Genomic DNA, 12413 nt, shown 5'->3' on the forward strand with positions numbered 1-12413 from the left:
CCTGCGCCCCGGCCTGCCGCAGGCCGCAAGGAAACCGGGGGGCAGATCAGCACAATGAGCGAGAACCTGCGCGCCATCGAGGCTCAGGCGACCATTCACCACCAGTACCTGCTGGGGCTGCAATTGATGGTTGCCGTACGCGAGGGGCCGGAGGTCATCGGCGAGTGGATGTTTCGCCTGTTCCGGCGCCAGCACGAGGAGAAGTTCCTCTCCAGTTTCGCCAAGCTGGGTCTGGAGGGACTGCCCGATGCCGTTGCCTGCGCCCGCTATCACGTCCTGTCGAACAGCATGGGCGGCGTGCCTGTTGAATATATGGAGGAATCGGACCGCAAGGCCTGGGTCCGGTTCCGCTATCCGCGCTGGATGTACGACGGCCCGACGCTCTGCGGTGTGCCGGTGGAGGCAAGCCGCGGCTTCCTGAAGGGATGGTATGCGCAGAACGGCGTCTCGCTGAAGAACCCGCGGCTGGGCTTTGTCTGCGTCTCGGAGGACATGACCGGGCAGTTCGGTCTCTGCGGCTATTTCATGGAACATGATCACGACCTGAGTGCGGAGGAGCGGCTGCGCTTCGCGCCGGACGAACGCCCCCCGGCCTTCGACGCCGCCGCCCAGCCCGCCCCGCCCGATGACCAGTGGAACGACCTGCGACTGGCGAAGGCGAACCGGAACTACGCCGTCGAATATATCCGCAACGGCATCCGCGAACTGGTCGGCAGCATCGGTCGTGACCGCGCCCTGGAACTGGCGAAAGCCGCCGCGCGGCTGACCGGCTTGCAGAACGGACGCAGGATGGCGGAAGCCCTGGGAACCGAAGACGGCGGCCCGGGCGAGGTCGCCGGTCTGCTGTCCGCCCTGTTCGGCGGCATGGGCGATGGGACCCGGATCGATCGACCGGATCCTGCCGATGCCGTCACGGTCAGGCAGGACGGACTGCGGATCGTGCGCGGGCTGACGCCGGCGGAACGCGATGACCTGCTGGCCTGCTGGATCGAACTCTGGCGCGGCGTGGTGAATTCCCACCGCGCCTTCATGGCGGTGGAGACCGCCGTCAGTGCCGACAGCATCGCATGGACGATCACCCGGCAGCCGTGAGGGCCGCCGGGGCCGCCGGGATCAGCGTTTCACGTTGCCGCTGATCTCCGGCACGCCGAATTCCTCGTGACAGATGGTGGCCAGCTTCGCGACACCGGCACGGATGGTCTCCAGCGGCGGGTTGGCGAAGCAGATCCGGATCCAGGTGTCGGCATCCGCGCCCAGTGACCACTCCGGGCCGGGGTTCACGGCCACGCCCTGCGCGCCCGCGACGGCGGCGAGGCGGGCGGTGCCGACCCCTTCCGGCAGTCTCACCCACAGGAAGATGCCGCCCGGCGGCTTGCGGTAGTCGATGGTGGTGCCGAAGTGCTCGTCCAGCGCCTCGATCAGCGTGTCCAGCTTGCCCTCCAGCACGGCGTTGCACCTGCGCACATGGGCGTCGAAGTGGTCCGGGCAGTATTCGGCCAGCATCATCTGCTCCAGCGCGCCTGACCCCGCATCCGACTTCATCGCCACCAGACGGCCCAGCACCGGCCAGACGGCATTGATGTAGCCCACCCGCAGCGCCGGGCCGACGGTCTTGGAGAAGGTGCCGATGTGAATGACCATGCCGCTGTCATCCAGCGCCCGCAGCGCGGGCGGGCGTTCGTTCGACCAGACGATGTCGGAATAGCATTCATCCTCGAAGATCGGCACGCCGTGCTGCCTGGCCAGCTCCAGCATCCGGTGCCGCCGGTCCAGCGGCAGGATCGTTCCGGTCGGATTGTGCACCGTGATGATGGCGTAGATGTACTTTGGCCGGACGCCCCGGGCCGCCAGATCGTCCAGCGCCGCCGCCAGCGCGTCCATGCGCATGCCATGTTCGTCCAGCGGCACGGCCACCATGTTGACCCCCAGCGCCCGCAGCTTCGTGAAGGCACCGCCATAGTTCGATTCCTCGACAATGACCGTGTCGCCTTCCTGCAGCAGCAGCCGGTTGACCAGGTCCATGCCCTGCAGGGAGCCGGAGGTCAGCAGGATGTCATCGGCGCTCGTCTCGATCCCGCAGTAGGTCTTCAGCTTCCGCGCCACGAACTCCCGGCAGGGCCGGTATCCCTGCGGCCCGCTCTGCAACCCGTAGGTCGCCAGATCCGCCCCCTCCCGCGCCAGCGCCCGATCCACCGCCGCCCGGAGGTCATCCACCGGCACGGTCGCATCATCGATGTGCCCGCCAATGAAATTATACTCCGGAAACCCCGTCCAGCGGGGCGCCGGGTCCGGAACATGGGCCGGCAGCAAGGGGGTGAAGTCGAACGTCATCAGATGCCTCCTGTCATCACGCTGGCGTCAGCGACAGACAATCCTGCACGGCGACGGGCCGATCACAAGGTCCTCTCCAACCGGACCGGTCCGGGCGTCATCCGGCTTCAGCGCGCTGCCGGATGCAGATCGAAGTCGCCGCAGGGGCCGGCGCGTGCTACAGGTGGGGGTGCCGGTCGCATCGACGTGCGGCAGATTTCCGGGGCAGACCCCGAGGCGGCCATTGATCGCGACCGTTTGCCTTCGGTCGGGGCGTGGAACAGCGAAGCGGCGCTTCCTCCGTTGCAGGATCCCACATGAACATTCCCCAGGGGACGAAGGCCGCTGTCCGGGAGGACCCACCGATGCATGACCTGTCACGGGTCCATGCGACCACCGCTGAATCCGGTGCAGCCTGATGCGGGTCAGTCTCGGATGCCGCTTTCGCTACAGCCTGCCGCAGCCGACGCCGATGATCGCGTTGCTCAACGTGCATTTCTCGCGCTTTGGCGACCTGGAGCGTCCGGACCACCTGACGACGAACCCGGGCGTGCCGCTGGAAAGCTATCGCGATGGTTTCGGCAACTGGTGCACGCGGCTGCTGGCCCCGGCCGGGGACTTCGTCCTGTCCACGGATGGCGTCTGCCGCGACAGCGGCGCGCTGGACCCGGTCGCCCCCTGGGCCGCGCAGCACGCGGTGCAGGACCTGCCGTTCGAAACCCTCGTCTACCTGCTGGGCAGCCGCTATTGCGACACGGACCTGCTCTCCGAGGAGGCCTGGCGGCTGTTCGGGACAACCGGGCCCGGATGGGCGCGGGTACAGGCGATCTGCGATTACGTCCACCGGAACGTGACCTTCGGCTACGCCCATGCGCGCGCCACCCGCACAGCCTCCCAGACCCAGGCGGAGCGGCGCGGGGTCTGCCGCGACTTCACCCACCTGGCCATCGCCTTCTGCCGCTGCATGAACATCCCGGCGCGGTACTGCACCGGCTATCTGAGCGACATCGGCGAGCCCCTGCCGCATCCTTCAGGCGATTTCGCGGCCTGGATGGAGGTCTATCTGTCCGGCCAGTGGTGGGTCTTCGACCCGCGCAACAACACCCCCCGGATCGCCCGCATCCTCATGGCCCAGGGCCGCGACGCCGCCGACGTCCCCCTGATCCAGACCTTCGGCCCCAACACACTGACGGAGTTCATTGTCCGGACGGAGGAGGCTGGCTGAAGCCTCCCGACGCGTGCCTGTCGTACCCGTCAGGCAGCCAGTGCGGCAATCACCTTGAATATGACTGCCGAGAGCAAGGCCGCAGCCGGCACAGTGATGACCCAGGCAGCCGCAATGGTCATGACGTGAGACCGTCTGACCAGCTTTCTCCGGCGCCGTTCCTCCGGTGCGATCACGGCTGGTTCGGGCACTGTTCGAGGCGCCATTGCCAAACGCCGTTGTGAATACCATTCCCGGAAGAATCCAACCCCGAAAACACCGCCGACGGCGATGTGGGTGGAACTGACCGGAAGTCCGAGCCAACTCGCAAAGATGACCGTGATCGCCGCAGACAATGCCACGCAATAGGCGCGCATCGGATTCAACTTCGTGATCTCGTTTCCAACGATCCGGATCAGACGAGGACCGAAGATGAACAGCCCGAAGGATATTCCGAAAGCACCGATCAGCATTACCCAGAGCGGGATCGAGAAAGCATCAACGAATTGACCGCTCTGTGACGCCTGCACGATGGCTGCAAGCGGACCAACCGCGTTCGCGACGTCGTTTGCGCCGTGGGCAAAGCTGAGCAGTGCGGCTGAAACGATCAGTGGGATGCCGAACAGGACCTTGAGCGACTTGTTGCGGTTCTCCAGACCCTGGGATTGCCTCCGGATCACCGGAATCATGGCCCACCAGGTCAATACCCCGATGGCTGCGCCAATCGCCAGGGCCGTGGCCAGGTCGATCTTGATCAGGTTCTTCAGTCCCTTCATCGCGAGATAGGCGGCGAACGCGCCGGCCATGACACCTACCAGCACGGGGACCCATGTCCGGGCCGCTGCGATCTTGTCTTCGCGGTATATGATCCGTTCCTTGATGAACCACAGGAAACCAGCCGCGATCCCGCCTCCGACCAACGGCGAGATGACCCAGCTTGCGGCAATCATGCCCATCTGGTCCCAGCTGACAGCTGCGAAACCTGCGGCGGCAATACCTGCCCCCATCACGCCGCCAACAACGGAATGCGTCGTCGAAACCGGCGCGCCGACCCAGGTCGCGAGGTTCACCCACAATGCCGAAGACAGAAGTGCCGCCATCATCGCCCAGATGAACACATCGACCGATCCGAGACTTTCCGGAGCAATGATGCCCTTCGCAATGGTCGAGACAACGTCTCCACCGGCGATCAACGCGCCTGCAGTTTCACAGATGGCCGCAATCGCGATTGCACCGCCCAGTGTTACGGCATTCGCTCCGACTGCCGGGCCCATGTTATTGGCCACATCGTTGGCGCCAATATTGAGGGCCATGTAGGCACCGAACGTCGCCGCCAGAACAATCAGGGCTGGATTGTCTGCACCACCGAAGGCAATTGCAGCGAACAGTGCGGCTGCCAGAAGAAAGAGGAAAGCGATCCCCTTTCCGATCAGCGGGCGCCCGACGAAAGCGGTCGCCTGCTCGAGGGTCGTCAACCGACCGAGATCCCTGTCGAGGGTCTCGAGATGGCGCGCTTCAAAATCTCTGTCGTACATGCGTTACCCCATTTCGCGTTTGGGGTGTCTACCGTCATGACCAGACGCAATCAATCGGCGTCACAAACCAAACCGATGTCAGAACGTCGCCAGAAGCTCCTTCAGCTCGGGTTCGCCAACCAGTTCTGCAGCCTCAGTGGGAGAAACCCACTTTCGCGTCCGCTGCCCGACTTCAGGATACTGGTCTGAAAGCTCGAGTGTCCGAACCGGGTAGACGATCGTGTTTACCGGCACACTCCAACCTCTGCGCATCCCCTTCCTGTAATGATAGCTGCCCAGCGGCTTGAGCCACGCCTCTCCGCGAAGAACACCCGCTTCTTCCCATGCCTCCTGGAGCGCCACCTGATGAGAGTCCAATCCATCGATTGGCCAGCCTTTCGGCAGGATCCAGCGCCTCGTTCCACGACTCGTTATCAGAAGAATTTTCTTCTCCGGTCCCTCCACGTCGTAGCAGAGTGCGGCGAACTGAACATACTCCGGACGCCGCAGCATCGGCTGCACAAAGCCGTTCCAGAATGACTTGACCTGTTGCTTCAATTTGTTTGCAGCTCATTTTCTTGGGCTGCGCACCATATGCGTTGAGGATTCGGGAAGCAAATCAAGTAATTGCCGCTCAGCGCTCACTGCAGTGCTGCTCTACATCCGGTTCCCGCTGTCGCTGCGCCAGATCGAAGACCTGCGGCATGAAAGGGGCATCGACATCAGCCATGAGACCGCATGGTTCCGATGGAACCGCTTCGGACCCATTTTTGCCGGCAGAATGCACACCAGGCACCCGAAGCCCGCTCGGCGCCACGTTCAATGGCAAGAGACAACCAAGGGCTCATCCAGAGATCAGGGGTTGGATCAGCCTGCAACTAGCGCTTTCATGTTCGCATAGGGTCGACAGGGGGCGGTATCGTGGATTCGGGAGGCAAAGGGGTCGGTAACACCGCAGGTGATGGTCCCGCCATCGACCAGTCGGACGCCTTCGTCCAGGCCACAGCCGCCGACGGGATCAAGCGCCTCGTCGAGGGTCAGATCATGGAAGTGAGGACCAGTCCCGGTCGCCGCGCAGCCTCCCGCCCCGAACGCCCGGAGCGTGGCGGTCGGCAAGGCCATCTGGGTGCTTGTCCACTCCCCGATCCAAAAGCACATGTTCATCAGCGAGCTGGAATGGATACTGCTGCCACCCATGGCGCTGAAGCAGTACCGCGTCCGGGTCCACTCCGGCGTGTCCGTCGACGAAGCCTGCTGGGCGCACCTCTCCGACGATGCGGAAACCGCCCTGAAGGCAGGCGTCCGCCGCGTGCGCCCGCCGAAGCCTGGGCCAGCGGCCCCAACCTCTGGCTCATCGACGCCGTCGCTCCCTTCGGCGGCCGCGACGAGGGTCTGGCGACACTGAGGGACGAGATTTTTGGTGAGCGGACAGTGAAATCATTGCAGGCAGCTCCCGGGCGGAGTGGTGTGGGAGTGGTGGAATGGTGACAAGTTCTTTCGATACGCGCCGAAAAAAGTATGAATGCAGAGAACATTTTTTCTCCACCCCCTATTTTCGAACATTTTTTCGTGAGAATTATTTTCTATTTGCAATTCTGCTGATAGGATTAATTTTGCCACCTATTTATCCTTTTATTTTCTTCACTCTTTTTGTTATTATGGTCAATGTTGTATTTTTTGGATATGCGGATAGTAGGTGTTTGGATAAAATCGCTTCTATTGACGGAACACCTGTCGGAAATAGAGGGGATGCATACAAGAGAATGACCATGTATCCTGGTACATTTTGGCGTACTGGGTTAATTATTTACAAACCTCACATGCCCGTCATGCTAATTTCAACCATATTTGCTATATGCGTACCCGCATTATTTTAAGAAACACCTAGTTCTGTCTCAAATTTACGTTGTTAGTCAAATTTTCATGGATTTCGCCACATTATGTCACAAATTCTCTGCTCAACGCACGTTTAACCTAAAATACTTCTTACTTATTTGCGAAATTTTCACGCATAAGACACCTATTTTCCGGGTCTTATCTCCTATCTAACGCTGCAGACCAACAATTGTTTTCTGAAAATGTCTGCTGGATTCGGCGTGCATGGAAACATCATGCGCCACGTCGGGCACTTCCGGCCATAAAATGGAAGTCCAATGCAAAATGAAATGGCAATCTAGGCGAATGCCGGACCTCATTTATGAAAATAAAATCATTGATTTAATGGCGGAGAGGGAGGGATTCGAACCCTCGGTACTGTCACCAGTACAACGGTTTTCGAGACCGCCCCGTTCGACCACTCCGGCACCTCTCCGCGGATGCGCCGGCGGCTGTCACCCTGGGGGCGGCGGGCCGGTCGGCGCTGGTCTCGGACGGTCTGGTGCCGCCCGCGGACGGCGGAACCTAGCCGAAGGCCGGGCGCGGCGCAACTGCTCCGCGCGCCGGGGCTGATCGCGGCCCGAACAGCGCCGGATCAGTCTTCCCGCGTGCCCTGAAACACCACGTTCTGCAGCGGCTCGCCACGGGCCAGCCGGTCCAGGTTGGCAGCGACGAAGGTCCAGCGGCGGTCGATCTGTTCCTGGGTCCAGCCGGAGTTGTGCGGCGTCATGATCAGGTTGTCGAGATCCTGGACGGGGAAGCGCGTGGGCGACGGATCCTTCTCCTTCGCGTTCGGATACTGGTACCAGACGTCGATCACGGCGCCGCCGATCTGCTTCGTGGCCAGCGCGTTGTAGAGCGCCTCCTCCTCCAGCACCGGGCCGCGCGCCACATTGATGATCAGGCCGGTCGGCTTCATCTGGCCGAAGCGTTCGGCGTTCATCATGCCACGCGTGTCGTCATTCAGCGGGCAGCAGACAACCACGTAGTCGCTTTCCGCCAGCAGCCGTTCGAGGCCGCTGCCGACGGTCTCGTAGCGGTCGATCTCCGCCGGGGTTTCCATCTCCCGTCGCCCGACCCCGGTCACTTTCATGCCAAAGGCGCGGGCGCGGATCGCGACCTCCCGCCCGATGTGGCCATAGCCGATGATGCCGACGGTCTTGCCGCGCACTTCGCCATGCACCGGCCCCTGCGCCGCGCCCTTGCCGTCCCAGCCGACCTGCCGGAACTTGCGGTCGGTGTGGCGCAGGCCGATCTCCCACTCCAGCATGGACAGCAGGATATATTCGGCGATGGCGGTTTCATGCTCGTAGGTGTTGCAGCAATAGGTGCCCTTCGGCAGCTTCTCCGGTGACAGGAAATCGAAGCCGGTGAAGGGGATCTGGAACAGCTTCAGGTCCGGCGTCGCGGGCCAGGGCGTATTGATGTGCCCGCCGACGATGGCATCCGCCTTCGGTGCCAGTTCCCGGAACCGCTCCAGCTCCTCCGCCGGGTCACAGGCCTCGATGATCCAGTCGGTGGTCAGCGCGGCCTTCAGCGCCGGGCCCCTGCCCTTCGAGACCCAGCCGGCAAGCAGTACTGTCTTCGTCATGTGATGTGACTCCGTGGTGGGAGGAGGTTTTCCGTGGACCGTGCCACCCCTCTCGGGTCTCTTGCGTTGACCGGGCCTCCCCTCTCCCCCTCCCGGCCACCCATTTCAGGATACTTGCGTGGGTGGCCGGGAGGGGGAGAGGGGAGGCCCGGTCAGCAGACAAGTCAGGCAGCGGAACGGTCAGAGTATCAGGACGACTTCGCCATCAGTACCCCATGGCCATGCCGTCCTTGCGGGGATCGGAACCGGCGGCAAGGGTGCCGTTGGCATAGTCGATCATGATCGCCTGACCGCCGCCCCACGGCATCTCCGGCACGTTGGTTTCATGGCCGAGGGAGGCCAGGCCCTCCACCACGTCCCGCGGCAGGCTGCGTTCCACATCCAGCTTGCCGCCGACATGGAAGGCGCGGGGGCAGTCGATGGCTTCCTGCACGTCCATGCCATAGTCGAAGATATTGGTCAGCACGTGCGCATGGCCGACCGGTTGATAGCCGCCGCCCATGACGCCGAAGGAAAGCTCGCAGCGCCCGTCCTTCAATGCCATGCCGGGGATGATCGTGTGCATCGGGCGCTTGCGCGGGGCGACACAGTTGGGGTGGCCGGGTTTCACGACAAAGCCCGCGCCCCGGTTCTGCAGCAGCACGCCCGATTTCGGAGCGGTCTTGCAGGATCCGAAGGCGAAATAGATCGAGTTGATGAATGAGACGCAGTTCAGGTCCCGGTCCACCACCGTCAGATAGACCGTGTCGCGATACTGCGGCCCGGTCGCCTGGTCGTCGTCGGGCATGGCACGGCTGAGCGAGATCCGGTTCCTCAGTTCATCGGCGAACTCACCGGACAGCAGCATCTCCACCGGCACATCGGCCTGGCGCGGATCGGCCACGTGCTGGTCGCGGGCGGCAAAGGCCAGACGTGTCGCTTCCGCCTCGATATGCAGCCGCTCGACACTGACCGGGCCATAGGCCGACAGGTCATAGCCCTTCAGGATGTTGAGCATCAGCAGCGCCGTGATGCCCTGGCCGTTGGGCGGGATCTCGGTGATCTGGCGCCCGGCATATTCGCTGGAGATCGGATCGACGTATTCGCAGCGCTGGGCGATGAAATCATCCAGCGTGTGGGTGGCGTCGATGCTGTTGAGATAGCTGACGATATCGTCGGCGACGGGACCGGTATAGAACCCGTCACGCCCCTGCGCGGCGATGCGCTTCAGCGTCTCCGCCAGTTCCGGGGACTTCCAGGTCTCGCCGGCCTTCGGGCTTGCGCCGTTCCGCAGGTACTGGGCCGTGGAATTGGCGTCACCGCTGAGGCGTTTGACGTTGCGCGACCAGTCGACGGAGACGCGCGGGGTGATGGCGAAGCCCTCCGCGGCATAGTGGATGGCGCGCTGCAGCACCCGGTCGATGCCCATGCTGCCGTGATCGTCCAGCAGGCGGCACCAGGCATCAACGGCACCGGGGACGGTCACCGAATGCGGGCTCTCCAGCCCGATCTGGCTGATCCCCTGCCCCAGCAGATGGTCGGCGGTCAGTCCCTCCGGTGCATGGCCGGAACCGTTCAGGCCGATCACCGGCCCCTGCGCCCCCTTCTGCAGCAGCACGAAGCAATCGCCGCCGATACCCGTGGACATGGGCTCCACCACACATTGCACGGCGCAGGCCGCGACCGCCGCATCAATGGCATTGCCCCCCGCCTGCAGGATCTCCATCGCCGCCAGGGTGGAGAGTGGGTGTGACGTCGCCGCCGCACCGTTGGTGGCATGAACGACCGAACGGCCGGGCTGTTGCAGATCACGCATGGCTTGGGACTCCCTCGGGGCCGCGATTGTGGTTCCCGGAACTGTCTACACAATTTCCGCCGCCTTGCCAGCCATGGCCGCGATCACGCATGGCACTCACCCGGTCCGACGGTCACGGACCCGGGGGTCAGCGCCCCGTTTCGAGCGCGGTGTAGATCGCAAGGCGAAGCGAGGGATCATTGCTCACCTGGAACGCGTTGAATTCGTAGGTTACGGCGCCGGCCCCTGGATGGCTGAGCGTCTTGACGCCCCCGGCCTGGTCGTGAAGTTCATGGGACTCCCACCAGCCGGGGAACTCGGCACACCCCTCGCGCAGCCGGGAAAGCAGATCGACGAAGGCCGGATCCCATGACCAGAAATCATGTGTGACCCGGAAGCGGGCGATCATGCGCCGTGCCTCCCCCTCCCAACCCTCACCGAAGAGCGTGCGCGCCCCGGGCCGCGTCAGCATCATCAGCAGGATATTGCGATCCGCCTCCGGGATGGCGTCAAACGGACCGAGCAACGCGTCCGCAGCGTCATTCCAGGCCAGCAGGTCCCACCGGCGCCCGGTGACGTATGCGGGTAGGTTCATCCTGTCGATCATGCGCTGGATTTCCGCCGGAACCTGTTCGCGCTCGAACTGTCGCCGCTGGCCCTGCAGTGCAAGTTCCTGAAAGTGCGCGCATTCCATCGGATCCAGCTTCAGGGCCCGGGCGATCGCATTCACCGTCTGCAGCGACGGGGTGACACTGCGGCCCTGTTCCAGGCGCACGTACCAGTCAACGCTGATGCCGGCCAGTTCGGCCACTTCCTCCCGCCGCAGCCCCGGTGTCCGCCGTCGCGCCCCCACCGGCAGGCCGACCACCCGCGGCGACAGGCGCTCGCGGCGGGACCGCAGGAACGCGCCGATGGTCTTGCTGTCTCCCGGCATGTGGTTTCCCCGCGCTGCATGGCATTGTCTGTCCTATGATAATACCATCCCTGAACAATGCTGTCCGCACCTGAAATGATCGCTCCCGAAACCGCAACATGGAGAACGATCATGCGTGCAGCAGTCCTGGAAGCATTCGGCCAGCCCCTTGTCGTCAAACAGGTACCCACACCGGAACTCGGCACCGGCGAGGTCATCGTCGATGTGGTTGCAACACGGGTCCTGGCCTATGCGAAGGATGTGCTGAGCGGTGAGCGGGGGTATGTCCTGAAACTGCCGGTGATACCCGGCCCGGGCGCCATCGGTCGTGTGCGGAGGACGGGTCCTGACGCCACGCGTCTGGCAGTCGGGGACTGGGTCTACTGTGATCCGACCGTGCGGTCACGGGATGATGCGCTGAGCCCGGACATCACCCTGCAGGGGCTGAGTGCGAGAGACGAGGGCGGTTCGCGGCTGCAGGAATACTACGGCAACGGCGCCTGGGCCGAACAGGTCCGGGTCCCGACCGAGAACGCCGTGCCGATCGGTCCCATAGCCGAAGCCGAAGCCGCGGCCTGGTGCTGGCTCGGCACCTGTCTGGTTCCCTACGGCGGTCTGGCGCAGGGCGGGCTGAAAGCTGGCGAGACCGTGCTGGTGAGTGGCGCTACAGGTAATTTCGGGAGGGCCGCGGTGGCGGTCGCCCTGGCGATGGGGGCGGGCTGTGTCATCGCGACCGGCCGGAACCGGCAGGTCCTGCAGACCCTGGAGGAGCAGTTCGGATCGCGGGTGCGCTGCGTCGCGCTGAGCGGGACAGAGGAAGACGACCATGCCGCCATGTTGCGCGCAGCGCCGGGACCGATCGATCTCGTCTTCGACATCCTGCCGCCCATGGCGAGCAGCGAACAGGCACGCGCGGCCATCATGACCGTCAGGCCCTACGGCCGTGTCGTTCTGATGGGCGGGATCAACATGATGGGGGGTGCCCCCCTGCAACTGCGCTACAACTGGATCATGCGGAACTGCATCACGATCCATGGCGTCTGGATGTATCCGCGCGACGCGCCGCAGGCACTGGCCAGCATGATCCGGTCGGGTCAGTTGCAGATCGGCGGTCAGGAAATGGATGTCTTCGGACTGGACCAGGTCAACGAAGCCGTCGCCAACGCCGCCGAACGCCGCGAATCCGGGGCGTTCAGGACGACCATCCTCAAGCCCGGCGCAGGATGACCGGG

The 12413-nt window shown here is 63.6% G+C and carries 10 protein-coding genes and 1 tRNA gene; 4 read left to right on the forward strand and 7 right to left on the reverse strand.

Annotation, left to right across the window (positions count from 1 at the left end):
* Positions 1 to 54 precede the first annotated feature (54 nt).
* Positions 55 to 1092: a hypothetical protein gene (locus tag QGV54_RS16445; RefSeq protein WP_281019617.1), complete on the forward strand. Its 1038-nt coding sequence runs from the start codon at positions 55 to 57 to the stop codon at positions 1090 to 1092.
* 21 nt (positions 1093 to 1113) lie between these two features.
* On the opposite strand, the gene QGV54_RS16450 is transcribed toward QGV54_RS16445, so the two are convergent.
* Complete coding sequence (locus QGV54_RS16450) at positions 1114 to 2331, reverse strand: PLP-dependent aminotransferase family protein (RefSeq protein ID WP_281019616.1); 1218 nt, start codon at positions 2329 to 2331, stop codon at positions 1114 to 1116.
* A 397-nt stretch (positions 2332 to 2728) separates the two neighbouring features.
* Between QGV54_RS16450 and QGV54_RS16455 the strand changes: the two genes are divergently transcribed.
* Positions 2729 to 3535 carry a transglutaminase family protein gene (locus tag QGV54_RS16455; RefSeq protein ID WP_281019615.1) on the forward strand — a complete coding sequence of 269 codons (807 nt, stop codon included), beginning with the start codon at positions 2729 to 2731 and terminating at the stop codon, positions 3533 to 3535.
* A 29-nt stretch (positions 3536 to 3564) separates the two neighbouring features.
* On the opposite strand, the gene QGV54_RS16460 is transcribed toward QGV54_RS16455, so the two are convergent.
* Together QGV54_RS16460 and QGV54_RS16465 are read right to left on the reverse strand one after the other, a co-directional pair.
* Positions 3565 to 5049, reverse strand: a complete 1485-nt coding sequence (locus QGV54_RS16460) for an inorganic phosphate transporter (RefSeq protein WP_281019614.1) — start codon at positions 5047 to 5049, stop codon at positions 3565 to 3567.
* Positions 5050 to 5127: 78 nt separating this feature from the next.
* Complete coding sequence (locus tag QGV54_RS16465; protein ID WP_281019613.1) at positions 5128 to 5586, reverse strand: NUDIX hydrolase; 459 nt, start codon at positions 5584 to 5586, stop codon at positions 5128 to 5130.
* A 598-nt stretch (positions 5587 to 6184) separates the two neighbouring features.
* Here QGV54_RS16465 and QGV54_RS16470 point away from each other — a divergent pair.
* Complete coding sequence (locus QGV54_RS16470; RefSeq protein WP_348638759.1) at positions 6185 to 6433, forward strand: toxin-activating lysine-acyltransferase; 249 nt, start codon at positions 6185 to 6187, stop codon at positions 6431 to 6433.
* Positions 6434 to 7249: 816 nt separating this feature from the next.
* Here the strand turns inward: QGV54_RS16470 and QGV54_RS16475 are convergent.
* From QGV54_RS16475 to QGV54_RS16490, 4 genes are all read right to left on the reverse strand, one after another.
* Positions 7250 to 7339, reverse strand: a tRNA-Ser gene (locus tag QGV54_RS16475).
* Between the two features lie 159 nt (positions 7340 to 7498).
* Complete coding sequence (locus tag QGV54_RS16480) at positions 7499 to 8494, reverse strand: 2-hydroxyacid dehydrogenase (protein ID WP_281019560.1); 996 nt, start codon at positions 8492 to 8494, stop codon at positions 7499 to 7501.
* A 205-nt stretch (positions 8495 to 8699) separates the two neighbouring features.
* Positions 8700 to 10289 carry a gamma-glutamyltransferase gene (gene ggt / locus QGV54_RS16485; protein ID WP_281019559.1) on the reverse strand — a complete coding sequence of 530 codons (1590 nt, stop codon included), beginning with the start codon at positions 10287 to 10289 and terminating at the stop codon, positions 8700 to 8702.
* 127 nt (positions 10290 to 10416) lie between these two features.
* Entirely contained in the window at positions 10417 to 11202 is a 786-nt protein-coding gene (locus QGV54_RS16490; RefSeq protein ID WP_281019558.1) for a helix-turn-helix transcriptional regulator, read from the reverse strand.
* 111 nt (positions 11203 to 11313) lie between these two features.
* Here QGV54_RS16490 and QGV54_RS16495 point away from each other — a divergent pair, with 111 nt between their 5' ends.
* The gene (locus QGV54_RS16495) at positions 11314 to 12408 is read left to right on the forward strand and encodes a zinc-binding alcohol dehydrogenase family protein (protein WP_281019557.1); all 1095 of its coding nucleotides are present in this window, start codon (positions 11314 to 11316) and stop codon (positions 12406 to 12408) included.
* Positions 12409 to 12413: the final 5 nt, after the last annotated feature.

Source organism: Minwuia sp. IMCC3060 (genome assembly GCF_029909435.1).
Lineage (GTDB): Bacteria > Pseudomonadota > Alphaproteobacteria > Minwuiales > Minwuiaceae > Minwuia.

Coding starts and splice junctions, on each gene's coding strand:
- QGV54_RS16445 (WP_281019617.1), top strand. CDS start 55: ATGAGCGAGAACCTGCGCGCCATCGAGGCTCAGGCGACCATTCACCAC.
- QGV54_RS16450 (WP_281019616.1), bottom strand. CDS start 2,331: ATGACGTTCGACTTCACCCCCTTGCTGCCGGCCCATGTTCCGGACCCG.
- QGV54_RS16455 (WP_281019615.1), top strand. CDS start 2,729: ATGCGGGTCAGTCTCGGATGCCGCTTTCGCTACAGCCTGCCGCAGCCG.
- QGV54_RS16460 (WP_281019614.1), bottom strand. CDS start 5,049: ATGTACGACAGAGATTTTGAAGCGCGCCATCTCGAGACCCTCGACAGG.
- QGV54_RS16470 (WP_348638759.1), top strand. CDS start 6,185: ATGTTCATCAGCGAGCTGGAATGGATACTGCTGCCACCCATGGCGCTG.
- QGV54_RS16480 (WP_281019560.1), bottom strand. CDS start 8,494: ATGACGAAGACAGTACTGCTTGCCGGCTGGGTCTCGAAGGGCAGGGGC.
- ggt (WP_281019559.1), bottom strand. CDS start 10,289: ATGCGTGATCTGCAACAGCCCGGCCGTTCGGTCGTTCATGCCACCAAC.
- QGV54_RS16490 (WP_281019558.1), bottom strand. CDS start 11,202: ATGCCGGGAGACAGCAAGACCATCGGCGCGTTCCTGCGGTCCCGCCGC.
- QGV54_RS16495 (WP_281019557.1), top strand. CDS start 11,314: ATGCGTGCAGCAGTCCTGGAAGCATTCGGCCAGCCCCTTGTCGTCAAA.